This is a genomic window from Streptomonospora sp. PA3, assembly GCF_009728995.1.
Taxonomy (GTDB): domain Bacteria; phylum Actinomycetota; class Actinomycetes; order Streptosporangiales; family Streptosporangiaceae; genus Streptomonospora.
This window is the reverse complement of record NZ_VTZW01000010.1, coordinates 490,569-515,362: the sequence shown is the minus strand read 5'-3', so window position 1 is coordinate 515,362 and position 24,794 is coordinate 490,569. Positions and strand designations below refer to the sequence as shown.

Below are 24,794 nucleotides of genomic sequence, written 5' to 3'. Positions count from 1 at the left end.
CGGATCCGCCGCAGTGAAAACGGCCGGTGCGAACCGGCGGGGCGCCGCCCTCCGGTTCGCACCGGCCGCCGTACTCGGCGACGCCGGCGCGGATCCGCGAGGATCCCGCGCAGTGTCGGCGTCTGGCCGTAGGCTCGGGGGCGATGACCGCGCGCCGATCCGCGGCGGCGGCCGGCCCGAGGAGGCCCGATGGCCGATCTGTACTTCTCGATGATCGCGTCGCTGGACGGCTACATCGCCGACCCCGAGGGCCGCTTCGACTGGGCCGAGCCCGACGCCGAGGTCATGGCCTTCATCAACGACCAGGAGCGCCTGACCGGCACCTGCCTCTACGGCCGCCGCATGTACGAGACGATGGCGGTCTGGGAGACCGACCCGTCCCTGGCCGAGCACTCGCCCCTCATGCGCGACTTCGCGGACATCTGGCGGGCCGCCGAGAAGATCGTGTACTCCACCACGCTGGAGGCGCCCGCCACGGCCAGGACCAGCGTCGAGCGGAGCTTCGACCCCGACGCGCTCGCCCGCCTCAAGGCGCAGGCCGACCGCCCGCTCAGCATCTCCGGCCCCACCCTCGCCGCCCACGCCATCGCGGCCGGCCTGGTCGACGAGATCCGCCTGTTCCTCGTCCCGGCGATCGTGGGCGGCGGCACCCGCGCCCTTCCCGACGGCGTCCGCCTCGACCTCACCCTCGAAGAGGAGCACCGCTTCACCGGCGGAACGGTCTATCTGGGCTATACCGTCCGCAAGCCCTGAGGCGCCCGGTGTTCCGGGCCGGCCGCGGCGCGGGCGGCGGGATCGGGCCCGTCCCTACGCGGGCGGCTCCTCGTCCCCCTCCAGCTCGATGCGCTCCCTGCGGCGCTCACCGCGGACGGTCCGGTCCTCGGTGACCTCCTCCTTGCGGGCCCGCACCCGCTCCACGGGCACGGACTCCTTGGAGACCGTGGGGTGCTCCTCGTGCAGGACGATCTCCTCGTCCTCGGCCTCGATCCGCCCACCGGGCTCGGCGCCCTCCACGGGTTCGCGTTCGACCCTGACCTCCTCGTGCGTGACGGGGACCGTCTCCTCGAACTCCTCGGTCTCGACATGCTTGCGCAGGTGCACTCGGCCGCTCTCCGCGCGTTCCGAGCCGACGCTGACCCGCTCTTCGTACCGCGTCATCGAGACCTCGTCGGTGTCGGCGCCCGGCGCCTGGGCTCCCGAGGCCTCCTGACGGGCGGTCCCGCCCTCCTGCGCCCGGCTCTCCTCGCCGCTTGAGCGCGGTTCCGGGACGCCGGGGTAGGGGGCGTTGTAGTGCTCGTAGATCCGCCTCTCCTCATCGGGGGAGATGCGCTGGCCGACGTCGAAGTGCGGTGCGTCCTTGATCTCGTGCTTGCTGTAGGGGACCTGGACGTCGTCCTCCACCGTGTGCGCCCCCTGCAGCGGCACGAAGCTCTCCCGGTTGCCGAAGAGGCCCGTGCGAACCGTGACCCACTTGGCCTCGTTGGAACGATCGTCGTAGTAGACCTGGCCGATCCTGCCGACGCTGCTGCCGTCGCTGTCCAGGACTCGGCGGCCGACCAGCTGCTGCGACTCCATATTCATCGCCATGGCCTGTCCCCCCATTCGCTGTGTGGCGGCGGCACGCCCTACCGAGCGTGCCCGGAGTGCTACGGACTCCATAACCGCCCTGAACAGCGGCAATTCAGACATTGTGTGAGTAAAACCAACATTGGGGATGCCATTGAGGTGATCCGTGCCCGGGTCACAGCTGCGAGGACGGGCGTCAGGTCAACGCCGCCGCCATCGCCGCGGCGTTCTGGTACTCCCGGCAGTGGACGATGCGGCCGTCTCGGACGCGCAGGACCATGGCGAAGGCGCTGCGGAGAGTTCTGCCGGTGGCGACGTGCTCGGCGGCGAGGGAGTACTCGGCGACGGCGACCTCCGGGTCGGCTGTTTCGTGCAGGGTCACGTCGTGGACGCCGGTGAACCGCACGGGCAGCGCCGCGCGGCCGGCTCGGGCGAAGCGGAGGAACGCCTCGCGACCGCGGACGTCGCGCACGCCGCCTTCGGGGGCGAAGGGGAACTCGACCAGCACGTCTTCGGCGAGCATGTCGCCGGTGAAGCCTGCTCCGTCGTTGGCGAGCACGAGGCTGCGGAATCTGGCGAACGCCTCGGCGGGGCCGTCGAGCGGTCCGGTTCCGGTTGCTGTGGACATGCGGGCTCCCGTATTCGTCTGGCACCGGCCGGACGCGCCGGCGTGGGTAAGATGAGCGTCGACTCACGATGAGAATATGAGTGGACACTCATCTTGTCCAGGGTTTCTGTAGTCACCACCGCGAGAGGCACGATGACCGGCGGCGATCCCTCCTCCTCCCCTTCCTCCACGGGCAGCGGCGGTGCCGCGGACGGCGGCAGGCCGCTGCGCGCCGACGCCCGGCGCAACCGCGCGCGCATCCTGCGGGCAGCCGAGGAGGTCTTCGCCGAACAGGGCGCCTCCGCCGCCACCGAAGAGGTCGCCCGGCGCGCGGGAGTCGCGGTCGGCACCGTGTTCCGCCACTTTCCGACCAAGGACGACCTGCTCGCCGCCATCATGAAGGAGGCCAGGCGGCAGCTCGCCGACGAGGCCGACGCCTTGCTTGCCAGCGGTGACCCGGCCACGGCCCTGTTCGCCTTCTTCTCCCGGGTGCTCGCCCAGGCTTCCGCCAAGCGGACGGTGGTCGGCGCCCTCGCGGATGCGGGATCCCCCATCCGGGTCGCCGACCAGGTCGACGAGCTGCGGGCGGCCGTAGCGGCCCTGCTCGCCCGGGCGCAGGAGGCGGGCGCCGTCCGCCCCGACGCCCGGATCGACGAGGTGATGGCCCTGCTGACCGCCACCACCCAGGCCGCCGTCCAGTCGGCGTGGCCCCCCGACCTCCAGAGCCGCACCCTGGCCGTCATCGAAACGGGGCTGCGGCGGGAATGACGGCGGCCGGGCCGCCCATCTCCTCCGGGCGGCCCGGCCGATGTGCACGGGGGCTACTCCGTGCTCAGGGAGAACCCGCTCAGCCGCAGGTCCGCGGTGAAGACCAGGTAGACGTCGCGGTGCCGGCCGCCGGCCTTCTCCAGGTCGGCGGTGATCTGCGTGTACTCGTACTTCCCGCCGGTGGCGGGGACCTCGGCGGTGCCCAGCAGGCGGCCGTCCGGGGAGCCCAGGCGGATCTCCAGGGCGGCACCGCCCTCCTCGGCGCGGGCGGTGCGGGCGGTGAACGCAGTGAGGCCGCGCAGGTCGGAGTCGTCGAACGCGATCCAGCCGCCCGCCGAGCCCGCGACCGCGGTGCCCTCGGTCTTGCTCTCGTCGACCAGCTCGACACCCGCTGAGTAGCGGTCGAAGTCGGCGGCGCGGACGTCACCGGTGAGGTCGCGCGGCGGGATGCGCTCTCCCTCGACCTGGATGCGCGCCCGGTGCCGGATGTCGGCGGAGGAGGCCCCGACCAGCACGTCGTGGCCCGCCCGCTCGACCACCATCCTGCCGCGGGTGACGTCCCAGAACGCCAGGTCGGCGGCCTCGACCTCCAGTTCCACGGTGACCGTCTCGCCGGCCTCGATGTGCACCCGCTCGAAGTCGCGCAGCTCCTTGATCGGCTGCTCCACCCGCGAGCGGTTCTGCTGAGTGTAGAGCTGCACCACCTCGTCGCCGGCGCGGTCGCCGGTGTTGGTCACCGGTACCCGCACGGTCACGCTGCCGTCGGCGCCGATCCGCTTGCGGTCCAGCTCGGGCCTGCCGTACTCGAAGTCGGTGTAGGACAGCCCGTGCCCGAACGGGTACAGCGGCTCGCCCGGGAAGTACTGGTAGGTGTGCCCCGAGTCGATGACGTCGTAGTCGCGCATGTCCGGCAGGTCCTCGACCGAGCGGTACCAGGTCTGCGGCAGCCTGCCCGCGGGGTTGGCGTCGCCGAAGAGGACCGCGGCCAGCGCGTTGCCGGTTTCCTGCCCGGCGTGGGAGGTCCACAGCAGCGCCGGAACGTGCTCCTGGGCGCACGGCACCGCCTGCGGATAGCTGGACTCCAGCACGACGACGGTGTTCGGGTTGGCCTCCGCCACCGCCTGGACCAGCTCGCGCTGGGCCGCGGGCAGAGCGATGTCCTCGCGGTCGTCGGTCTCGCGCCCGTTGATGAAGGGCATGTTGCCCACCACGACCACCGCGGCGTCGGCGCCCGAAGCCGCTTCGACGGCCTGCTCGCCGCCGTCGGCGAGCGTCTCGACCTCGAAGCGGGCCGCCTCCTCGGGGGTGTCTGCGCCGACGGTCAGCGCGCCGTCCTGCCCGATCGACACGTACTTGCGGTTCCAGGTGTCGTATCCGTCGTACTTCAGCACCACCTGGCCGCCGCCGACCTCCTCGAAGCGGAACAGCTGCTGGACGAACCACCCGTTGGGCTGGTCCTGGTCGTTGAACAGCCGGTTGCCCTCGCCCAGGCCGACGACCTTGCCGTTGGCCTCGGTGCGCAGGGTGACCACACCCTCGCCCCACTCGAACACGCTGATGGCCTGGTCGCCGGCGCTGCCGCCGTCCTCGACGCGCAGCACCCCGCCGTCTTCGGCGGAGGAGGCCGTGACCGCGCCGCCGCCGGGCGTGGTCAGCCGGATCCGGTCGGCTCCGTCGGCCGTGGTCACCGAGCCCGCGTCGCCGAGCCGGTCGGCGATGCCCGAGGCCGGAGTCGCCTCGTAGGGCATGGTGCCGCTGTACCAGTCCTCGTACAGCGTGTCGGCGAGCGGCCCGACCACCGCGACGTCGGTGTCCTGCTGCGGGTCCAGCGGCAGTGCGCCGTCGTTCTTCAGCAGCGTCATCTGCGCGGTGGCGGCCTCCTGCGCCAGCTTCCGGTGCTCGGGGGAGTCGATGGCCGCGGGCGTGATGTCGGCGTAGGGGTTGCGCGAGTCGGGGTCGAACTCGCCCAGCCGGAACCGGATCGACAGGCTGTGGCTCAGGGCTCGGTCGATGTCGGCCTCGCTGATCAGGCCCTGTTCCAGCGCCGCGGTGACGGCCTGGATCGTCAGCGAGGAGTCGGTGCCCTGGTCGGTGAAGCTGTCGATGCCGGCCTTGAGCATCGCCGCGTGCGACTGCGCGTGGGTGTCGTAGTAGCCCTGGGTGTCGACCACGTTGGAGGGGCCGTAGGCGTCGCTGACGATCATGGCCTCGTGGTCGGACCAGGACCGCACGTCGTCCAGCAGCGGGGACAGGTGCGCCGGCCGACCGTTGATCAGGTTGTAGGCGGCCATCACCCCGGTGGCGTTGCCCGCCGCGATGGCCGGGCGGAACGCCGGGTAGACGTACTCGTGCAGCGCGCGCGGCGGGACGGTGACCGAGATCCGGTCACGCTTCTCCTCGATGTTGTAGCCGGCGAAGTGCTTCAGCGTCGGCGCGGTCTTGAGGTAGAAGTCGTGGTCTCCGCGCAGCCCGCCGGTGTAGGCGGTGGCCATCGCGCCGACCAGCGCGGGGTCCTCGGAGTAGCCCTCTTCGTTCCGCCCCCACCTGGGGTCGCGCAGCGGGTCGGCCACCGGCGCCCACACGTTGAGCCCGTGCGCCGCGGGGTCCTGGACGTGGAAGCCGCGCATCTCGGTGCCCACGGCGTCGCCGACGCGTCGCACGAGCCCGGTGTCCCAGGTGGCGCCCAGGCCCACCGACTGCGGGAACACCGTCGCCTCGCCCAGCCAGGCGACGCCGTGCAGCGCCTCGGTCCCGGTGCGGAACGCGCCGATGTCCAGCCGCGGGATCGCCGGCTGGTACTGGTGCAGCATCGCGATCTTCTCGTCGCGTGTCAGCCGCCCCAGCAGGTCGGCGACCCGCTCGTCGACGGGCAGATCGGGGTCGCGGAAGGGCAGGTCGTCGGCCGATGCCGGGGATGCAGCCGCGCCGGCGGCGAGCATCGCCGCAAGGACGAGCGCGGCCCCGCGCAGGGCGCGGGCCGCCGTTGCCCGCAGGGGCCCGATCAGGCCCGCGCGGGCGCGCGCGGGCGCGGAGGGGCGCGGGGGAGGGGAGGCGGAGGTCGGGGGAGGCGGATGGGGGATGCTCGGGTTCACCGTGCTACCTCGCTTCTTCCGGGGACGTTCCGGGGGTCGTGTCCTGCTCGGCTTCCATTCGGGTCGGGGTCGGGGTCGGAGGGCCGGCGGCCCGCGGGCCGCCGGAGGAGGCGCGCGGCCGCCGGAGGAGGCCGGCGCCCGCGCACCCGGTTCGGCCGTCCGCAGTGCGTCCGGCCGGGGATCGGGCCGGACTCAGCCGGCCACGGGGACCGAGGCCCCCGCGCGCACCAGCACCGGCACCCGGTCCAGCGGCGCGGCCAGGCGCACCCGGATCCCCCCGGGGAGCACGTCGCCGCTGTAGGGGTCCTCCCAGCGGGTGCCCTCCGGCAGGTACACGTCCTGCTCGCGCGCCCCGTACTCGGTCACCGGCGCCACCAGCACGTCGGGTCCGAACATGAACGCGTCGTCGACGTCCCAGGCGCGCTCGTCGCCGGGGAAGTCCACGAAAAGCGGGCGCATCGGCGGTGTGCCGCGCTCGTGGGCGGTGCGCATCTGCTCCATGACGTAGGGGCGCAGCCGCTCCCGCAGGAACAGCAGGCTGCGCAGGTGGCCGTAGACCTCCTCGCCGTAGGACCACACCTCGTTGGGCCCGCCCGACATCTGCGGGTGGAGGTGGTCGACGAAGGGTTCGCGGAACCCGTGCAGGCGCAGCAGAGGGCAGAACACCCCGTACTGGAACCAGCGCACCAGCAGTTCCCGGTACTCGGGGGAGTCCTGGTCGCCGCCGTGGAACCCGCCGATGTCGGTGGTCCACCACGGGATGCCCGACATCGCCACGTTGAGCCCCGCGCGGATCTGGGTGCGCAGCGACTCGAACGTCGCGGCGATGTCCCCCGACCACAGCGCGGCGCCGTAGCGCTGGCTGCCCGCCCAGGCCGAGCGGCACAGGGTGACGACCTCGCTCTCCCCGGCCTCGCGCATGCCCTCGTAGAATCCGCGCGCGTGCTCGGCCGGGTAGATGTTGGCCACCTCCTCGCCCGGCCCGGCGCGGTAGTGCAGGTTGTGCTGGTGCCCGGGCTTGATCTCGGGCTCGCAGCCGTCCAGCCACCACACCCGCACGCCCAGATCGTGGTAGTTGCGCCGCACCCTGTCCCACACGAACGCGCGCGCTTCGGGGTTGGTCGCGTCGTAGAAGGAGACCTGCACCTTGCCGTCGACGCCCTTGTCGGCCCAGTCGGCGTGCACGGGCGGCCCCTGCTCGGTGGCCACCAGCAGGCCGCGCCGCAGCATCTCGCCGAAGTTCTCCGACAGCGGGCTGACCGAGGGCCACACCGACACCATCAGCTCGGTGCCCATCTCGCGAAGCTCGCGCACCATGCCGGCGGGGTCGGGCCACTCGTCGGGATCGAACCGCCAGTCGCCCAGGTGGGTCCAGTGGAAGAAGTCGGCGACGATCACCGACAGCGGCAGGCCGCGGCGCTTGTACTCGCGCGCCACCTCCATCAGCTCCTGCTGGGTCTTGTAGCGCAGCTTGCACTGCCAGAAGCCCGAGGCCCACTCCGGCAGCATCGGCGCGTGGCCCGTGGCATCGGCGTAATTCGCCATGATCCCGGCCGGGTCGGCGCCGGTGGTGATCCAGTAGTCGATCTGGCGCGCGCTGTCGGAGACCCAGCGGGTGCCGTTGCCGGCCAGCTCCACCCGGCCCACCGCGGGGCTGTTCCACAGCAGGCCGTAGCCGCGCGAGGAGAACAGGAACGGGATGGAGACCTCGGCGTTGCGCTGCACCAGGTCGACCACCGCGCCCTTCTGGTCGAACAGGCCGTGGGTGTGCTGACCCAGGCCGAACACCCGTTCCCCGTCGTAGGCGCGAAAGCGCTGCTCGATGCGGTAGTAGCCGTTTCCGGTCGAGGTGTAGGCGCGCGGGCCCGGCCACCAGAAGTGCGCCCGCTGCTCGGCCAGCAGTTCACTGCGCGAGGAGGTGCGCAGGAACCGCAGCATGCCGTCGTCGCCGACCTCGGCGGTGATCTCTCCGTTGACCAGGTGGGCGGTGCCGCCCTCGATTCGGGGCTTGGCCGCGGTGTGGGGGCGTTCGCCCAGCGCACCGGGGATGTCGGAGCGCAGGCGGTAGAGCCCGGCCCGCACGCGGACGCTGTCGGCGCCCCAGGGTTCGACGCGCACGACCTGGTGGCCGCCGTGCCATTCGACGCCGCCGTCGATCTCGTGCAGCACGCGTTGTCCTTCCTTTTCGACCGGCTCGGCAGGAGCCGCCCCGGTCCTCGTCGTCGCGGGGCGGGTTCGTGGTTGGTGGGCGGTGGTCGGGCCCCGCTGCGGCGCCGTCCGGCGCCGCAGCGGGGCCGGCGGTCAGTCCTTGAGCGCGCCTCCGGTGACGCCGGCGGCGACGTAGCGCTGGGCGACGACGAGCAGGACGGCGGCGGGGATGGAGGCGATGACCCCGGTGGCCATGACGGCGTTCCAGTCGGCGGTGTGCGCGCCGATGAAGCGGTAGATGCCGACCGTGACCGGCATGACCGCCTCGTCGGAGTTCAGCGTCACCGCGAAGAGGAAGTCCGCCCACGAGAACAGGAACGCGAACAGCGCCGCCGTGATCATGGCGTTGCGGCTCACCGGCAGCACCACCGACCACAGCACGCGGCCGTGCCCGGCGCCGTCGACCATGGCCGCCTCTCCCAGTTCGGCGGGGATGGTGACCATGAACGCCCGCAGGATGAGCACCGCGAACGGCACGGCCACCGTGGAGTCGGCCAGGATCAGCGCCGGATAGGTGCTCAGCAGCCCGGTCCGGTTCATCACCGCATACAGCGAGTTGGCCATCACGATGCCCGGCACCATCTGCACCAGCAGCAGCGCGAACAGCAGCACGCCGGTCCCGCGCATGCGGAACCGGCTGAGCGCGTAGGCCGCCGGCACCGAAAGCGCCAGGGTCAGCGCCACCGTGCCCGCCGCGATGACGATGCTGTTCAGCAGTGGCCGCCCCTGGCTGGCGAGCGCCTGGCGGTAGCCGTCCAGGGTTCCGCCGGCGGGGAACCAGCGCGGCGGTGTCTCCAGCAGTCCGGTGGCCGGCTGCAGCGAGGCGTTGACCATCCAGTACAGCGGGAACAGCAGCACCCCCACGATCACCAGGGCGGTGACCGTGGTGAACGCGGTGCGGACTCTGCGGCGCACGGCCACGGCTACCTCCCCTTCCGCGCGGGCGAGGCGCCGAAGGTGCGCAGCCCGCGCAGGTAGAACAGGGCGAACACCAGCGCGATGATGATCAGCAGGTTGCCCACCGCCGCTCCGAGGCCGAAGTCCAGCTCCCCGAACGACAGCGAGTAGGACCACGTGGTCAGGGTCTGGGTGGCGTTGGCCGGCCCGCCCTGGGTGAGGACCATGATCACGTCGAAGACCTTCAGCGTGTAGACGAGCCCGAGCATCAGCACCACCGCGCTGACCGGCCGCAGTAGCGGCCAGGTGACGTGGCGGAACCGCTGCCAGGGGCCGGCGCCGTCCAGGGCCGCCGCCTCGTACAGGTGGGCGGGGATGCTCTGCAGCCCGCCGTAGAGGATGACCATGTTGAACGGGATGCCGACCCAGATGTTGGCGACGGTCACCGACGGCAGCGCCATCGCGGTGCTCGACAGCCACGGCACGGCGGAGTCGATCACGCCCAGTCCCAGCAGCGTCTGGTTGAGGACTCCGTACTCCTGGTCGAAGATCCACCGCCAGACCGTGCCCGAGACCACCAGCGGCAGCAGCCAGGGGATCAGCAGCAGCGACCGCAGAACCCCGTTCAGCGGGAAGTGCCGCTGGAAGAAGACGGCCAGCGCGAGCCCGATCCCGAACTGGAACGCCAGTGAGGCGGCGGTGAACACCGCCGTGTTGGCCATCGCCGTGCCGAAGACCGGATCGCTCAGCACCGCCGCGTAGTTCGCGAGCCCGACGAAGGGCGCCTCGCCGGTGTAGAACGACGCGGCGGTGTACTCCCGCATGGCCATCGTGATGTTGGCGACCAGCGGGTAGCCGAAGAAGGCGGCCAGGTAGACGACGATGGGTGCGAGGAACCCGATCCTGGCCGCCATCAGGCGTCCGGGACCGACTGCTGCGCCTGGGCCAGCGCCTCCTTCGCCGTGCCCGAACCGGCCAGGGCCTGCTGGATCGCGTCGGCGATGGCGGAGGAGACGTCGGGGTAGTGCTCGCCCAGTTCGGCGGTGCGCGCCCGCGCGGTGGGCACCGACTCCACGAAGGGGGCCATCTGCGGGTTCTCCTCGGCGAGCGCCCGGGCCAGGTCCTCCTTGGCCGGTACGTAGGCGTTCAGCTCGGCCCACTGGCGCATGTTGTCGTCGCTGAGCAGGCACTGCAGCACCTCGACGGCCTTCTGCTCGCGCTCGCCGCCGTTGCGCGCGATCGCCCAGACTTCGCCGCCCATGGGCGTGGCGGGGTCGGCGCCGGCCTCGGGGACCGGCAGCGGGACGACGTCGTAGTCGATGTCCTGTTCGTCGAGCACGGGCAGCTGCCAGGAGCCGTTGATCATCATCGCGGCCCGCTCACCCAGGAACTGGTCGTTGACGTCGGCCTGCGACCAGTTGACGACCGACTGCGAGACCGAGCCCTCCTCGACCAGGTCCGACCACAGCTCCAGCGCCTCGACCGCCTCGGGGGAGTCCAGCTCGGTCAGTGTGGCCCCGTTGCTCCACAGGAACGGCTCGAAGGTCCAGGTGCCCTCCTCGTGGCCGATGGCCGAGAAGGCGAACCCCTTGGTGTCGCCCCGGGTGAGCTCGGCGGCCGCATCGCGCAGCTCGCCCCAGGTCCGCGGCGGCTCGACGCCGGCGTCGTCCAGTACGGCGGTGTTGGTGAACAGCGCCAAGCCGTTCACCCCCGGCGCGATGCCGTAGAGGGTGTCGTCGTGGGTGCCGACCCGCAGCACGCTGGGGTAGAAGCCCTCGGTGCCGAAGCCGGCCTCGTCCAGCGGAAGCAGCGCCCCGGTGGCCGCGACCTGCGGCAGGTCGGGGTTGTCGATCAGCATCAGGTCGGGCAGCTCCTGCTGCGAGGCTCCCTGGAGGAGCTGGGGCATGAGCTGGTCGCGGGGCAGCGCCTCGCGTTCGATCTCCACCCCCGCCTGCTCGCCGCATTCCTGGAGCATCTTCTTCGTGGTGCCGTTCTGCGGCTCGGCGAGGTTGTAGTCCATGGCCGTGAGGGAGGTGACCTCCCCGCCCCCTCCGCCGCCGCAGGCGGTGGTGAGGGTGAGCAGGCCGGCGGCGGCCAGGGCGGAGGATCCGCGCAGGCGGTGCGTGCGGTGACCGGTGGGCATGGGGCGCTCCTTATGCGTGTCGAAGCGCTTCGACTGCGCTGACGGGCGGGAATGGGGACGGGGACGGCCGGAGCCGGCGAGCGGGGATCGGGGGTGGGACGGCTGGTCGGAGGTGGGCGGGGTCGGCGGCGGGTCGGGACGGGTCGACGTTCGGGTCAGGACGGGGCGGGTCGAGCGGCGGCGCTCGCCCGCGGCACGAGGCGCGGCGGAAGGAGTGTCACTTCCGGCGGGTCGATGTCGTCGAGCTTGTCCATGAGCAGCGAGACGGCGCGCCCGCCCACCTCCTCGGCGGGCAGGCTGACCGAGGTCAGCGGGGGCGAGACCTCCGTGGCGAGGTCGTCGGGTGCGATGGCCACCACCGACAGGTCGGCGGGGACCTCGCGGCCCAGGCCGCGCACGGCCTCCAGCAGCGGTGCGACGGCCGGCTCGTTGTGCACCACGATCCCGGTCAGCCCGGGGCGTTCGCGCAGCAGCCGGGTGACTGCGGCGGTGACCGCCGCGGGGGCCGCGTCGCAGGGCACGACGGTGTTCGCGACCCCGCGCTCGCGCGCTTCGGCCTCGAATCCGGCGACCGTGCGCTCGGCGAAGCCGGTGCGGCGCTCGTAGACCGAGGGCGGCTGCCCGATCAGTGCGACCTCGCGGTGGCCCAGCGCGGCCAGGTGGGCCACGCAGGCGCGCCCGGCCGCCTCGAAGTCGAGGTCGATGCACGTCAGCCCCTCGGTGTCGGCCGGGACGCCGATCAGGACCGAAGGGTGGGACAGCGAGCGCAGAGTGGGGATGCGGGCGTCGTCGACCTCGACGTCCATGACGATGATGCCGTCGACCATCGAGGTGCCGGCGACGCGGCGCAGCCCGCTTTCGCCCTCGGCCTGGGTGAGCAGCAGCACGTCGTGCTCGCGATCGCGGGCGCTGGTGACCACCGAGACGGCGAACTGCATGGCGACGGGGACGTGGATGCCCGGCCGCAGCGGGACGACCAGGGCGATCACGTTGGAGCGGTTGCTGGCCAGGGCGCGGGCTCCGGCGTGCGGCTGGTAGCCGAGCGTCTCGATGCTCTCCAGGACGCGTTCGCGGGTGGCCGCGGAGATCGAGCGCTTGCCGCTGAGAACATAGGAGACCGTGCTCGGTGACACCCCGGCGTGCCGGGCGACGTCGGAGATACGCACATCGGCCTCCTGAGTCGAACCGCTTCGACGGCCTGGATGTTACGCGTATCACACAGCGGGCGCAATGGGGGGAAGCGGGCCGATGGTGCGAAGCGGATCGGTGGGGTGAAGCGGATCGGCGGGGGAGCCGCTTGCTGCGTTCGCCGCGCCGCCCCGATGGGCGCGCGTCGGGATGAAGAGGCCGAGGCGGAATCCCGCAGGGATCCGGGCCGGCGGACGAACGGCCGCGTGCCCGGCCGTCGATCGCCGCAGCCGTAGGACGCCTTTCCGGATCGCGGACGGGGAAATCGTGGCGGGAAATGACCGGGAATACGAAGGACTTTTCCATTCGCCGACTGAACGGCGATTCGCCGCATATCCGGAGTCCACCTGGCGGCCAGGTCGATGCGCGCTGACATCCCTGCGTACATCGAGTCCGGCGGTCCCCGGTGAGCGGGCGAGCGGAGCGAAGTGACCGGAATTCCCGCGGCGGCCCGTGTTCGCCGAGGTGTCGCGATTGGAGCGCGCCTAGAACAGGCCACCGGCGACGGCCGGATCGCGGCGCCGCCGCGCGCCCCGGATTCCGCGAACGCGCACGGGGCTGAAGTGCCGCAAAAGCCGATGGTAAAGCATGAGCCGTCCACGCCGTTTTCGAATCGCCGATAGCCATCCGGTGCCGCTCGGCTCCGGTATCCCGAAGCCGGAGAACGGGAGAGCCAATGACAGTCAGCATCCTCGTGGTCTTCGTCGTCCTCGCCCTACTTCTGGTCGTCGGCATAGTGGTCGCGCGCAAGTTCGTCATCTCCGCCGACGACTCCGAAGGCCCCATCGGCATCCTCATCGCACCCTGCGTCCTGTCGATCTACCTCATTGCGCTGGCGATGGGCCTGGTCATCGGCTGGGAGAACAACCGCGGGGCGGCCGACGCCGCCGTCGAGGAGGCCGGCCACGCCACCGCCCTGTACTGGAACACCGCCGCCTTCCCCGCCGAGGAGGGCGCACGCGTGCGCGCCGACGTGCGCGACTACGTCCGCGCGGTCGTCCGCGCGGACTGGCCGGCGATGCGCGAGCGGCGCGAGCTCGCCCCGAGCGCATCGGCCGCGCTGGACCGCCTGCGCATCAGCGTGAACCGGGTGCCCTCGCAGGACCCCGCCGACGCCCTGGAGAAGCTGCAGGCCCGGCAGAACATCACCGACCTCGTCCAGGCCCGCGTGCAGCGCGCCGACTCCGCGGCCGACCACGTTCCCCGCTTCGTCACGCTGGCCACGGCCGTGAGCGGGCTCGCCGTCGTGGTGCTGCCCTTCGGCATGCAGGTGAGCCGGTCGCGGGCGCGGCTCTTCTGGGCCCTCGTGAACCTGGTTTTCGTCGCGGCGACGCTGGGGCTGCTGCTCTTCCTGGACAACCCCTATTCGGGCGTCCTGGCCACCGACTCCGGCGCGTTCCAGGACGCACTGGCGGGCTTCGACCGCATCGACGCCTCGGCAGCGGGCGGATGAGCCGCCCGGATCCGGCGGCCGGGCGGCCGGAGGCCAGCCGGCGCGGATCGGTTCGGGTGCCCGCCGGTCGGGCTTGCAACGGGGCGGCGATGGCCGACGGGGGTTGGGGTCGGCGGTCACCGGTTGCCGGCGGCGGACGGCGGGCCACCCGACGGGCGGCGACGACAGCGCAGGGCTTGGCCCGTGCCCATCGGTCCCGGTGCCCGCCGGTCGGGCGTGCGACGGTGCGGCGATGGGCGGCGGGGGTTGGGGTCGGCGATCATCGGTTCGGGTGCCCGCCGGTGGCCCATGCGACGAGGCAGCGACGGCCGACGACGGCTGGGCCGAGCGATCACCGGTTGCCGGCGGCGGTGGGAGCCGCCGACGTCGTGTTCAAGGAGTCGGTCACCACAGGAGGTTGCGGCAATGGGGCTGTGATGCGCGAAGCGCGGTGCGCCAGCTTGCCGCCGAGCGCACGGCGCACCTTTGCGCCGGAGGCCCGCCACCGGTGGTGCGGTTCCACCTGGGAAGGACTGCGTGCGCTCGGCGGCAAGCTGTGACCGCGCTTCGCGGGGCGCACCCATTGCCGCAGCCTCGGTGGTGGCCGCCCCAGGGGGTGCCCGGTGGGTTCCTGCAAAGCGGCCCCCGCCGTTCTTACACACCGCCCGGGCGCGGACGTTTCGGGCATTTCACTCCGGGTGGGGCCACGATGCCCGCCGATGGCGCGCGGTGGGTGCGTGCGGCGCACCCCAACCCCGGATCTTCCGGGATGCGGAAGGATACCGGGGTGGTTTGCCCGGAATGTCGGGCTGTGGCGGGGGTGGAGGCGGCCGGGGTGCCGCGAGGTGCGCGTTTGGATCGCTTCGGGTGCGGATCCCCGGTCCAAATGCCATGATCATCGCCGATCCGGGTCGTGCGGGCCGCCCCGGCGCCCCCGTATACCGGACATCGCGGGAGGAGTCGACGTCGCGGACGGCCCTCCGCGCGGCCGGAGTTCGCCCCGGCGGTCGCGGGGCGCGCCTCGTCGCCCCGCCGCCGCCCCGAAGGTGCCGAATGTCGGGGTTCCGTGTCCGGTTCCCGCGTCGAGGGTGTCGGTGGGGCCACACTCGGCGCCGAGTGTGGCCCCGACACCCTCGACGCGAACCGGGGGGCGGTCCGGCAGCCAACCCGGCGGACGAACCGGGACATCGGAGGCAACACCTCGCGGTCGGCGCTCCCAGCGGCGGCGATCTTGTACCTGCGGTCATTGTGAGCGTTCACAAGTGACCACAGATACAAGATCGCCGTTGGGGAGTTAGATTAAATCGGGCGTTCCGGGTTTCGGGGCGGACGCGTTGGTTGGTGGGGCGTACCGGAATGCTCGCCGGTCGCGCCGCCCGTCGCGCGCGCCACCGGCGCCCACCGAACCGATCCCCGCGGGCCGAGCCACCCGCCGACCTCGCCGCCCCCGTCGGGCGACCCGCCATCCGCCTCCAGCAGCCGGTGACCGCACAGCCCGAACCCCCGCTGCCGTCGCCGCCCCCCGTTGCCCACGGTCACCGGCGGGCACCGGGGCCGATCCGTGCGGGCTGAGCCCTCCGCGGTCGTCGCTGCCCCCGTTGCTTCCCGTCACCGGCGGGCATCCGAACCGACTCGGGCGGGCCCAACCCTTCGCCGACCTCGTCGCCCCCGTCGCTCACCGTCACCGGCGGGCACCCGGTCCGATTCGCGCGGGCTGAGCCCTGCGGTGTCGTCGCCGCCTTGTCAGGTGATCGGCCATGCACCGTCCTTGGCCGGTGGTCGCCGGCCCGAACCCCCGCCGCCGTCGCCGGCCCCCGTCGCTCACCGTCACCGGCGGGCACCCGGACCGTTTCGCGCGGGCTGAGCCCTGCGCTGTCGTCGCTGCCGCGTCGCCCGCTCGCCGTCCTCGCCGGGCGTTCCACCGGCGCTCACCCGCTCCGATCCGCGAGACGTGCCGAACGGGACCCGAGCCACGGGAGAGCTGACGAGCTAGCGGCGCGCGCTTGAGGCTCCGACGCCGGCTGCGACGGCGATCAGGACGGCGATCACCATGATCTGCAGCGGCTCGAACCCGTCGGGGCCGTCGCGTTGCGTGCTTTCGATCAGCGGGGCGCCGACGAACTCCGCCTCATCGGTCGGCCGCGGCCGGACCGGAACGGGCTCGGGTGACTCCGGCGGCTGCGGGGGCGCGGGGACCGGGGCCGGCGCCGCCGCCTCTTGGATGGCGGGAGCCTCCGGTTCGGCGGGCGCGGGAGGATCGGGCGGCGGCGGAGGCGCGGGCACCTGCGGCGGCTCGGGAGGCTCCTGGGGCGCCGGGGGATCCGGTTCCGGCGGCTCCGGGGGAAGCGGAGGTGCGGGAAGCGGAGGAGGCGAAGGTTCCGTGGGGGCGGGCTCGGGCGGTTCAGGGCAGTCCGGCGGCAGCGGCGGCTCCGGCGGGTCGGGAGGTTCCGGCGGTTCCGGTGGCGGGGGCGGTTGGGGAGGTTCCGGCGGCACGGGCGGGTTGGGCGGCTTGGGCGGCGCCGCCGGAGCCGGGGGATCAGCGGGGTCGGACGGTGGGTGCGGGCCGTGCTGTGCGGGCAGGCGCGGAGGTTCGGGTGCTGCCGGCGGCTCCGGCCGTGCCGGCGGCTCCGCGGGAACTGCGGCTCCCGCAGATGATGGCGGGGCGCCCGTGGCACCCGCCTGCTCCGTGTCCGCGGCGGCGGCTGGCTGTCCGCCGAGCGTGGAGCCGAGGGCGAAGACGGCCAGCGCACACGCGCACAACCGCGCGCGGCGCCGACCGCCGATGCGACTGCGTCCTGGGGCCATGGGCGTCGGATCCCCTCGTCCGGGCGGCTCTGGCTGGCCCTCTTGTAACACGCGATCGCAGGGACCGGCGGGGCCGCTGGGTCGGACGGTGCGCCCCGGCGGCGCCCGCACCGGCGATCCGACCGCTCGGCAGTGGACTTTGGCACCGGCCCGAAACAGCCTGACGTCGAAAGCCCCACGACAAAGCCGCCACACCTGCGGTAACCGCGTCCGATTCCCCGCACATCCCGAACCGGTCGATCGGCGCCCGACCAGGGGGCCAGGTCGGACACCGGCGGAGTGCCCGGCCCGCTCGCGGGCGACGTTGCGCCGCCCAGTCGGGCGGGTAGCAAGCGGGCATGGAACCGACCGAACCATCCACGCCCGCGACGGACACTCCCCGCGTCGCCGTGCTGGGCACCGGAATCATGGGCGCGCCCATGGCCCGCAACATCGCGGCCGCCGGCATCCCGGTAAAGGTGTGGAACCGCACCGCGGCCAAGGCCCGGCCGCTGGCCGACCACGGCTGCACCGTCGCCGAAAGCCCTGCGGACGCCGTCGCCGACGCCGAGGTCGTCGTCACGATGCTCACCGACGGCGACGCGGTCGAGTCCGTGATGGCCGGCGTCGCGCCTCCGCGGGGCGCGGTCTGGGCGCAGACCACCACGGCGGGCCTGGCCGCCACCGAGCGGCTGGCCGCGCGCGCCGCGAAGCTGGAGCTGGAGTTCGTCGACGCGCCGGTGCTGGGCACCCGCGCCCCTGCCGAGCAGGGGGCGCTCACCGTGCTGGCGGCGGGATCCGAACGGGCGCGCCGGCGCGCGGCGCCGGTCTTCGACGCGATCGGCTCGCGCACCGTCGCTCTGGACGAGATCGGGGCGGCGAGCCGGCTGAAACTCGTCGCCAACAGCTGGGTCCTGGCGCTGACCTCGGCAACCGGCGAGGCACTGGCGCTCGCCGAGGGCCTGGGAGTGGACCCGCGCAGCTTCCTCGACCTGGTTTCGGGCGGCCCGCTCGACAGCGGGTACCTGCACGCCAAGGCCGACGTCATCCTGGGCGGCGACTACACGCCCAGCTTCTCGGTCGCCAACGCCGCCAAGGACGCGCGGCTGGTGCGCGAAGCGGCCGAAGGCGTCGGCCTGCGCCTGGACCTCGCCGCCGCCACGGAGGACCGCATGCTGCGCGCCGCCGATTCCGGCCACGGCGGCGACGACATGGCCGCGGGGTACTACGCGAGCTTTCCTCAGGGGTAGCGCCCGAATCCGCGCCGCGAATCCGCGCTCGCCGCCGGAAAACCACGGCGGCGGCCCCGGCGGCGCCCGGCGGCCGCGGATGCGTCGTACGCGCGGAGGGCTCCGGGAGGCAGGACTCGGGCGCCTGTTACGGCCGTGTTCGCGGGCGGCCCGCCGGCCTGCTCGCCCGGCGGGCGGCGCACGGCCGCCGCAGCCGGGGCGCGCGAGCGGCGAGCCGCCGGACCGGCCCCTCCCGCCGACTACGCCGACTGGCCTGAACCGGCCGCGCCGGGCCGGTTTGGCGGCACGAGGATGCGGTTGCGCACGGCACAAACCCCGCTCAGCCAGCCGCACGGGCGCGTTCCGCGGTCGCTCACCGTGCCGAGGGGTGTCCCCGCTGTCATGGCCGGGTCATGTGCGGGTAAAAGGCGCCCATGGACGCACACATGTCGGGCATCCGTGTTCAATGCACCAGAATCGCGGCCTGTGCCGCTGCGGCGGCCGTCGCCGCGGCCGGGTGGAGCGCGACGGCGCACGCCGCCGCTCCTCCCGCGGCACCCCAGGCGGTCCAGGCCGCCCAGGCGGAGGAGGGCGCGCGGCCGCTGCTCAGCCTGGGCGACTCCGGTCCCGCGGTCCGCGAGGTCGAGCGGCGCCTGAAGGAGCTGGGGTACTGGCTGGGGCCGGTCGACGGCGAGTTCGACGTCCGCACCAGCCAGGCCGTCTTCGCCGTGCAGAAGGCGGCGGGAATCGCGCGCGACGGTGTGGTGGGCCCTGACACCCGCGCCGCGCTGGAGGAGGGGCCCCGCCCCGGGGCGGCCAGTTCGGCGGGCGAGGTCGTCGAGGTCGACCTGGACCGCCAACTGCTACTCGTGGTCCGCGACGGCGAGGTGCGCCACATCCTCAACACCTCCACCGGCTCGGGCGAGACCTACACCTCCCAGGGCCGGACCAGCGTCGCCGTCACCCCCGCCGGCGAGTACAGCGTCTTCCGCCACGTCGACGGCTGGGACGACGGCCCGCTCGGCTCGCTGTACCGGCCGGCCTACTTCAACGGCGGGATCGCCGTGCACGGCTACTCCTCCGTGCCGCCCTACCCCGCATCCCACGGCTGCGTCCGGGTGAGCATCCCCGCCATGGACTGGCTATGGGCCGAGGGCCACGTCGACAACGGCACGCCGGTCGTCGTGCGCTGATACGCGGCCTCTCGCCGGTCGCGGCGCCCGCGGGCCCTGTGGACCGGCGGGATGGGGCCCGCGCCTCGCATCCGCCAGAGTCCCGGTCGCCGCGGTGAATCGTTTCGATTCCGTTGCCGCAGGTCGCTCTGCGTATCCGATAAGAGACCGGTCGAGGCGGGTTGCCACGGTGTGTGTCCGTTGTCATACTCGCGGGCACCGGTAAGCGCTTACCAAGCGGTCCCACTGCGGTACTGCTCCCCTCCCCCTACCGACAGGAGTGAACGATGGGACTCCACAGCGCACGATCCGGCGCGCGCGCCAAGCCGGCGCTGCTCGCCGGCATCCTGGGTGCGACCTGCGCGCTCGCCCTCGCCGCCGCTCAGGCCCCCTTCAGCCCGGCCCCGGCCGCCCATGCCCAGCACGCCGGCTCGGCATCGGCGGCCCAGGCCGCCTGCGGCGACGGCTCCTACGACGCCGAGGCCGTGCACAGCGGCGGCACCTGGACGGCCCGCAACGGCGGTGAAACGGTTTATATCGGCGGCAGCATGCTTGCGGCGATGCGCGCCGCCGTGGGAAGCCTGACACCCGGACGCAGCTCGACGGAGGCCGTCGTGGTCCGCGGCTCGGGCTCGATGAGCGCCGGGCAGTCGCTCGACCTGCCCAGCTACACCTCCCTGGAGGTCTGCGGCACCATCGACGTGACCGGCACCCCGCGCGGCGACAACGCCGTGGTGCGCGCCCGCGGCGTACACGACGTCTCGGTCCCCCACCTCAGCGTCACCGGCGCGCCCTACTTCGGCATCTTCGTCCGCAACGGCGAGAACATCCACCTCGGCCGGATCGACCTGCGGCTCTCCGGCGGCCTGGGCGTCCGCATCGACAACCACAGCGACCGCAGCCGGCCCACGCGCAACGTCACGATCGACCACGTCTACGTCTCCGGCACGAACAACCACGGCGTCGAGACCTACGGGGTCGACCAGCTCGACATCGGCACGGTGATCGCCCGCGACACCGCCTACTCGGGCCTGCTGCTCAACGACACCACCAACGCCGATGTCGGCACGGTCGACGCCGAGGGAGCCGGCACCGGCACGGGCTACGCGGCCTTCCGCATGGCCAACCGCAACGGCCGGATCGGCGACTCCTACCCCACCAACATCCGCGTCGGCGAGGTGATCGCCCGCGGCGGCGGCCGCGGCGTGTTCTGCGTCTCGGAGAGCGGCGGCGCCGTGATCGACCGCGTCGACATCGCCGACACCGGCAGCAACGCCATGCTGCTGGAGAACTGCTACAACGTCACGATCGCCGCCGAGTCGGGCACGGTGTCGGGACCGGGCGACATCCGCATCGCCTCCCGCGACGAGTTCCCCGTCTCCCGCGACATCACCCTGCAGAACCTCACCATCAACGACTCGGCCATCAATGAGCGCCCCTGCGGCGTGAACATCACCGTCCGCAACAACACCTTCAACAACAGCAGCCGCAACGTCTGCTGACCCGCATCGGCGGCCGGGCCGCGCGGAACCGCTCCGCACGGCCCGGCCGCGCAGCAGGCGCGCAGGCGCTCCTGTCGGTGGGCCGTGGCAGGATCGGTGCCATGCGGACGCGCTTGCCGCGCCCGAACGCGCACAGACAGGGGGCTTCGCCCGTGTCCGACGACCCGCAGGTCTACGCACCCCGCCTGGCCGATGATCCGCGCGCCGACCCGCTTGAGGCGGTCGGCGAGCGCACGACGCTCACCGGGTTCCTCGACTGGCACCGCCACACCCTGGAGCTCAAGTGCGCAGGGCTGGACCCGGCCGCGATGGCTGAGCGCGCCGTGCCGCCGTCGGCCCTGTCGCTGCACGGGCTGGTGCGCCACCTCGCGGCGTGCGAGCGCTGGTGGTTCCGCATCCAGTTCGCCGGAGAGCAGGTGCCCAACCTCTACTACAGCGACGACGACCCCGACCTCGACTTCACCGCCACGGACGGCGACCCCGCCGAGGCGCTGGCCGTGTGGCGCGGCGAAGTCCAGCGCGCCCGGGAGATCGCGGCGGCGGCGCCGCTGGAGGCGACCGGAATGCGCAAACGCACCGGCGCCCCGGTCTCGCTGCGCGCCGTGCTGGTGCACATGATCGCCGAATACGCACGGCACAACGGGCATGCGGATCTGCTGCGGGAACGGTTGGACGGAACCACCGGAATGTGAGGACGAAACGGCCGGTCAGCCGCACGGAAATCATTTCGCCGGGTGGGCACGCGCTTTGCCGCGGGACCGGTTTTCACAGCAACGCTTAACGGCCCCGCAGGCTTCACATCCGGCGTGCGGAATGCGTCGTCCGGCGTTCGGAAATTCGCGGCACAGCGCGCGAGCGGCCCGCCCGGGTGCCGCCGGGCACCCGGACGGGCCGCGGAGCCCGCGAGGGGGATCAGGCGGCGCCGACGTTGACGTCGACGCAGGCGTAGAACGCGTTGGCGGTGTCGGCGACGTTCCACACCGCCAGGACCGTCTGGTGGCCGCTGTAGCCGCTCAGGTCGACATTGTGGGTGACGGTCGCCGGCGGCCGGGCGCCTCCGTCGTTGAAGGAGGCCAGCAGGTCGTTGCCGATGTAGTACTCCCAGGTCGCCGTGGCGTGCTGGGCGGTCAGCGACCAGGTGAAGTCGACGCTGCGGCCGACCGGCGTGACGGCCCAGCCCTTGCGGTCGTCGTCGAGCTCGGCGAAGCGGCTGTTACCGCCGCTGCAGCTGGTGAGGCCCTTGGGGCCCTCGACGCTCTGCGGTTCCCACTTGATCTGGCCGCAGTCGACCGTTCCCGCCGCGCACTGGGCCTGGCGGCTGGGCGGCGAGGAGATGTAGCCGTGCGCGCTGGCCACCCCGGCGGGCAGCAGCGCGAAGATCAGCGGGGTGGCGGCCGCGACGGCCGCGGTGGAGAAGCCGGCCTTCTTCAGGTTCATGGAAGCAAGTCCTTCGTGTCGGGAGGCGCCCCGCGCGGCCGGCCCGCAGGCCGGGCATCGGGTGGTCGGGGGCGCCGCCGTAGCGGGGTGGTCGGGGCGGGAGTACCCGATGCGGTTCTCCGCGCGGCGGATATTCCGCTGCGCGGCGGATTCTCCGCCCTCGGCGGCGAACGGCACCGTCCGGCGAATTCCACCGGCACAGGATGCGGATGGAATTCTCGTCCGCCGAGTGGTTCCGACCGTAAATGGCGCGGCACACGGCGTCAAGGAGCCGCCGCACCCGGTGACCGCACGCAATTCACGGTCGGTTTCCCGGCGTTTTCTCGGGCGGCGCACCGACCGGTATTGTCCGCCGGAAATTCGGAATTCGACTCCCAACCTGCGGCGGTGCGGCCGGTGGGCGCCAGCCGGTCTAGACCGCCCGTGCGGACCGGTCCGCCGACGCCCCTTCGGCCCGCCTGGCGCTGGGGTAAGGATGTTGTAACCACACGGTTAGCCTGTTGCCGCATCAGCGGGCAGGTAGACAGGAGAGGAAACATTTCCGGCGCGATGCCGTCCGCCATTCGGCGACCGCAGGCCGCCCGACACTCCCCGCCAGGCGCCCCGCCGATCGGGCCGCTCAGCTCCCCGTACCGACAACGGTGAAGCCGGTCGCCGTCCGATGCCGCACGGATGTCGCCATGGGAGGCCCGGGAGGTGCTCGGCGCCGTCCGGGTGTCGGCCGCGTGCGCCTGGTCGGCGGTCTTTCGACGGGAGGGGGAGGAATTGGCAAGCACGATCGGATCCGGAGACGCCGACGGCATCGAGACCGACGGCATCGAGATCGGCGGCATAGAGCAGCCGAGCGTCGACACCGCGCTGGTCGGCGCAGACGACCGGGCGCTCGCCAAGGCGTTCGCCGAGTACGCGCGCGACCTGCTCGCCCAGGACACGGTGCAGTCGACGCTGGAGGAGATCACCGCGCTCGCGGTCTCGGAGATCGAGGGCTGCGAGCATGCGGGGGTCTCCCTGGTGGAGAGGAAGAAGCACATCTCCACCCACGCGGCGACCTCCCCGCTCGTCCACCAGGTCGACGAGATCCAGTACAGCACCGGCGAGGGCCCGTGCCTGCAGGCCATCTGGGTACGCGAGGTGTTCTCCATCGACTCCTTCGAGGAGGAGACCCGCTGGCCCCGCTTCACCGCCCGGGCCTTTCCCCTCGGCGTGCAGAGCATGTGCTCGTTCCAGCTGTTCACCCACGACGACATCCTCGGCGGGCTGAACCTGTACTCCTCCAAGCCGCGGGCGTTCGGTGTCGAGGCCTACGAGATCGGCCAGATCCTCGCCGCCCACGCCGCCGTGGCCCTGGCCAACGCGCAGACCCAGTACAACCTGAAGCGGGCCGTCCGCACCCGCCAGCGCATCGGCGAGGCGACGGGGATCCTGATCGAGCGGTACAGGATCACCGACCGCCAGGCGTTCTCGCTCCTGGCCAAGGCGTCGCAGAACCTCAACGTGAAGTTGAGCGCGCTCGCCGACGAGCTGGTGGAGACCGGCAGCTTCCCCGACGGCGGCTGACCGGGTCCGCGGACCGGTCGGCAGGCTCACCGGCCCGTCGGCGGCGCGACCTCGATCGCGCGCTCGGTGGCCGCGGGGGTGGAGAACGCCAGCACCCCCGCGGCCTCGGCGCGCAGGTCGGACTCCTCCTCGGGCGCCAGGCGCCGGAACGGCCGCACGGTCAGGACCGCGCTGCGCTGCCGGACCGCGATGCGCCAGCCCGCTGCGGCGAACCCGTCGATCAGCACCAGCCCGGGGTCGACACCGTTCCTCGCGCCGAACCCGTGGTCCCGCAGGTCCACCGCTACCAGTCGGCCCAGGTCGGCATAGGACCAGCGCAGGTTGTCGAACTCGTAGAGGAAGCGCACGGGCGCCGGCGTGTCGGAGTCGGGGCGCGGGGCGCCGGGCAGGTCGAACAGCTCCCGCCCGTCCTCGGCGCGGAACACGGCGAGCCGCGGCCGCAGCGCGTCGACGACCTCGCCCAGGCGGGTCAGCCCGCACCACTTCTGGACGTCGAGCACCGACGCCGGGCCGAACGCCGCGAGGTAGCGCAGCACCAGCCGTTCGAGCGGCGGGTCGGCGGCAGGCGTGCGGCCCGGCCAGCTCTCGATCGGGGTGTGCGCGGCGCGGCCGCTGCGCCCCCATTGCCCCCGCGGCGGCACCTGCACCAGCGGGGCCAGCACGCGCACCCACTGCGCGAGCGCCTGCGGGTCGCGCTCGCCCCACCCTGCCGAGCGGCCGTGCTCGGCCAGCCTGCGGCCCAGTTCGCTGAAGGTCAGCGGCCCCTCCGCCAACGCGGCCCGGCCGGCCTTCTCCACCTCCGCGGGATCGAGCCCGGCCGTCTGCCGGCCGTAGGTCGCGCGGTAGCCGCGCTCGTGCACGGGCTGCACCAGGGGCCGCAGCCACAGCGCGTCCTCGGTGTTCACCAGGTGGAGGGTCGAGCGCATCAGCGACATCCGCACGGCGGCGCCGCTGCCCAGCAGCGCGGAGACGGCTTCGGCGGAGAAGCCCGCCAATCGCGACCACAGGCCCAGGTACCAGGTGTGCGTCGTCTGCGCCTGAAGGCCGACCAGGCGCTCCAGGGCCTCTTCGGGCCCGATGGCCGCGCGGCGCAGCAGGAGCTGGCGGGCCAGGGTGGCCCTGTTCAGGCTGCGGTGGTCGAGCACCGCGGGTCCGCTCACCGCATCAGATTACGGACATACGTGGCGAACCGGAAGGCCGGTGGCCTGCGGG

At 72.8% G+C, this 24,794-nt stretch carries 19 protein-coding genes; 8 read left to right on the top strand and 11 right to left on the bottom strand.

Annotated features, from left to right (window positions below; genetic code table 11):
* The first annotated feature begins 189 nt into the window (after positions 1-189).
* On the top strand, positions 190-753 hold the full coding sequence (locus FZ103_RS14440; protein WP_156001648.1) for a dihydrofolate reductase family protein: 564 nt from the start codon (positions 190-192) through the stop codon (positions 751-753).
* 54 nt (positions 754-807) lie between these two features.
* Here FZ103_RS14440 and FZ103_RS14435 read toward each other — a convergent pair whose 3' ends face one another.
* Together FZ103_RS14435 and FZ103_RS14430 are read right to left on the bottom strand one after the other, a co-directional pair.
* On the bottom strand, positions 808-1,587 hold the full coding sequence (locus FZ103_RS14435; RefSeq protein WP_156001647.1) for a PRC and DUF2382 domain-containing protein: 780 nt from the start codon (positions 1,585-1,587) through the stop codon (positions 808-810).
* Between the two features lie 175 nt (positions 1,588-1,762).
* Positions 1,763-2,194 carry a nuclear transport factor 2 family protein gene (locus tag FZ103_RS14430; RefSeq protein ID WP_156001646.1) on the bottom strand — a complete coding sequence of 144 codons (432 nt, stop codon included), beginning with the start codon at positions 2,192-2,194 and terminating at the stop codon, positions 1,763-1,765.
* Between the two features lie 132 nt (positions 2,195-2,326).
* On the opposite strand from FZ103_RS14430, the gene FZ103_RS14425 reads away from it, so the two are divergent.
* Positions 2,327-2,941, top strand: a complete 615-nt coding sequence (locus FZ103_RS14425) for a TetR/AcrR family transcriptional regulator (protein WP_156001645.1) — start codon at positions 2,327-2,329, stop codon at positions 2,939-2,941.
* A 53-nt stretch (positions 2,942-2,994) separates the two neighbouring features.
* On the opposite strand, the gene FZ103_RS14420 is transcribed toward FZ103_RS14425, so the two are convergent.
* From FZ103_RS14420 to FZ103_RS14395, 6 genes are all read right to left on the bottom strand, one after another.
* Positions 2,995-5,880 (bottom strand): glycoside hydrolase family 3 protein, encoded by a 2,886-nt coding sequence (locus tag FZ103_RS14420; protein WP_156001838.1) that lies wholly within the window; start codon positions 5,878-5,880, stop codon positions 2,995-2,997.
* Between the two features lie 345 nt (positions 5,881-6,225).
* Positions 6,226-8,202: a TIM-barrel domain-containing protein gene (locus FZ103_RS14415; protein ID WP_186356296.1), complete on the bottom strand. Its 1,977-nt coding sequence runs from the start codon at positions 8,200-8,202 to the stop codon at positions 6,226-6,228.
* Between the two features lie 132 nt (positions 8,203-8,334).
* Positions 8,335-9,156 (bottom strand): carbohydrate ABC transporter permease, encoded by an 822-nt coding sequence (locus FZ103_RS14410; RefSeq protein WP_186356295.1) that lies wholly within the window; start codon positions 9,154-9,156, stop codon positions 8,335-8,337.
* An 8-nt stretch (positions 9,157-9,164) separates the two neighbouring features.
* Complete coding sequence (locus FZ103_RS14405; RefSeq protein ID WP_156001644.1) at positions 9,165-10,052, bottom strand: carbohydrate ABC transporter permease; 888 nt, start codon at positions 10,050-10,052, stop codon at positions 9,165-9,167.
* Positions 10,052-11,281 carry an extracellular solute-binding protein gene (locus tag FZ103_RS14400; RefSeq protein ID WP_156001643.1) on the bottom strand — a complete coding sequence of 410 codons (1,230 nt, stop codon included), beginning with the start codon at positions 11,279-11,281 and terminating at the stop codon, positions 10,052-10,054. Before FZ103_RS14400 ends, FZ103_RS14405 begins: the two co-directional genes overlap by 1 nt.
* A 155-nt stretch (positions 11,282-11,436) precedes the next feature.
* On the bottom strand, positions 11,437-12,447 hold the full coding sequence (locus FZ103_RS14395) for a LacI family DNA-binding transcriptional regulator (protein WP_186356294.1): 1,011 nt from the start codon (positions 12,445-12,447) through the stop codon (positions 11,437-11,439).
* Between the two features lie 698 nt (positions 12,448-13,145).
* Between FZ103_RS14395 and FZ103_RS14390 the strand changes: the two genes are divergently transcribed.
* Positions 13,146-13,922, top strand: a complete 777-nt coding sequence (locus FZ103_RS14390; protein ID WP_156001642.1) for a DUF4239 domain-containing protein — start codon at positions 13,146-13,148, stop codon at positions 13,920-13,922.
* A gap of 1,968 nt (positions 13,923-15,890) precedes the next feature.
* On the opposite strand, the gene FZ103_RS14385 is transcribed toward FZ103_RS14390, so the two are convergent.
* Positions 15,891-16,184, bottom strand: coding sequence for a hypothetical protein (locus tag FZ103_RS14385; RefSeq protein ID WP_156001641.1), 294 nt, complete (start codon positions 16,182-16,184; stop codon positions 15,891-15,893).
* A gap of 860 nt (positions 16,185-17,044) precedes the next feature.
* Between FZ103_RS14385 and FZ103_RS14380 the strand changes: the two genes are divergently transcribed.
* From FZ103_RS14380 to FZ103_RS14365, 4 genes are all read left to right on the top strand, one after another.
* Positions 17,045-17,935, top strand: a complete 891-nt coding sequence (locus FZ103_RS14380) for an NAD(P)-dependent oxidoreductase (protein WP_156001640.1) — start codon at positions 17,045-17,047, stop codon at positions 17,933-17,935.
* Between the two features lie 413 nt (positions 17,936-18,348).
* A complete protein-coding gene (locus tag FZ103_RS14375) occupies positions 18,349-19,107 on the top strand; it encodes a L,D-transpeptidase family protein (protein WP_255429976.1) in 759 nt (252 codons plus the stop codon).
* A 266-nt stretch (positions 19,108-19,373) separates the two neighbouring features.
* Entirely contained in the window at positions 19,374-20,588 is a 1,215-nt protein-coding gene (locus FZ103_RS14370; RefSeq protein WP_255429975.1) for a right-handed parallel beta-helix repeat-containing protein, read from the top strand.
* 152 nt (positions 20,589-20,740) lie between these two features.
* Positions 20,741-21,280, top strand: coding sequence for a DinB family protein (locus tag FZ103_RS14365; protein WP_343233532.1), 540 nt, complete (start codon positions 20,741-20,743; stop codon positions 21,278-21,280).
* Between the two features lie 220 nt (positions 21,281-21,500).
* On the opposite strand, the gene FZ103_RS14360 is transcribed toward FZ103_RS14365, so the two are convergent.
* A complete protein-coding gene (locus FZ103_RS14360) occupies positions 21,501-22,025 on the bottom strand; it encodes a lytic polysaccharide monooxygenase auxiliary activity family 9 protein (RefSeq protein ID WP_156001638.1) in 525 nt (174 codons plus the stop codon).
* Between the two features lie 765 nt (positions 22,026-22,790).
* Between FZ103_RS14360 and FZ103_RS14355 the strand changes: the two genes are divergently transcribed.
* Positions 22,791-23,582, top strand: coding sequence for a GAF and ANTAR domain-containing protein (locus FZ103_RS14355; RefSeq protein ID WP_222936759.1), 792 nt, complete (start codon positions 22,791-22,793; stop codon positions 23,580-23,582).
* Between the two features lie 26 nt (positions 23,583-23,608).
* Here the strand turns inward: FZ103_RS14355 and FZ103_RS14350 are convergent, their stop codons facing one another.
* On the bottom strand, positions 23,609-24,742 hold the full coding sequence (locus FZ103_RS14350) for a winged helix DNA-binding domain-containing protein (protein WP_343233531.1): 1,134 nt from the start codon (positions 24,740-24,742) through the stop codon (positions 23,609-23,611).
* Between the last annotated feature and the right edge of the window lie 52 nt (positions 24,743-24,794).

Coding starts and splice junctions, on each gene's coding strand:
- FZ103_RS14440 (WP_156001648.1), top strand. CDS start 190: ATGGCCGATCTGTACTTCTCGATGATCGCGTCGCTGGACGGCTACATC.
- FZ103_RS14435 (WP_156001647.1), bottom strand. CDS start 1,587: ATGGCGATGAATATGGAGTCGCAGCAGCTGGTCGGCCGCCGAGTCCTG.
- FZ103_RS14430 (WP_156001646.1), bottom strand. CDS start 2,194: ATGTCCACAGCAACCGGAACCGGACCGCTCGACGGCCCCGCCGAGGCG.
- FZ103_RS14425 (WP_156001645.1), top strand. CDS start 2,327: ATGACCGGCGGCGATCCCTCCTCCTCCCCTTCCTCCACGGGCAGCGGC.
- FZ103_RS14420 (WP_156001838.1), bottom strand. CDS start 5,880: ATGCTCGCCGCCGGCGCGGCTGCATCCCCGGCATCGGCCGACGACCTG.
- FZ103_RS14405 (WP_156001644.1), bottom strand. CDS start 10,052: ATGGCGGCCAGGATCGGGTTCCTCGCACCCATCGTCGTCTACCTGGCC.
- FZ103_RS14400 (WP_156001643.1), bottom strand. CDS start 11,281: ATGCCCACCGGTCACCGCACGCACCGCCTGCGCGGATCCTCCGCCCTG.
- FZ103_RS14390 (WP_156001642.1), top strand. CDS start 13,146: ATGACAGTCAGCATCCTCGTGGTCTTCGTCGTCCTCGCCCTACTTCTG.
- FZ103_RS14380 (WP_156001640.1), top strand. CDS start 17,045: ATGGAACCGACCGAACCATCCACGCCCGCGACGGACACTCCCCGCGTC.
- FZ103_RS14375 (WP_255429976.1), top strand. CDS start 18,349: ATGGACGCACACATGTCGGGCATCCGTGTTCAATGCACCAGAATCGCG.
- FZ103_RS14370 (WP_255429975.1), top strand. CDS start 19,374: ATGGGACTCCACAGCGCACGATCCGGCGCGCGCGCCAAGCCGGCGCTG.
- FZ103_RS14360 (WP_156001638.1), bottom strand. CDS start 22,025: ATGAACCTGAAGAAGGCCGGCTTCTCCACCGCGGCCGTCGCGGCCGCC.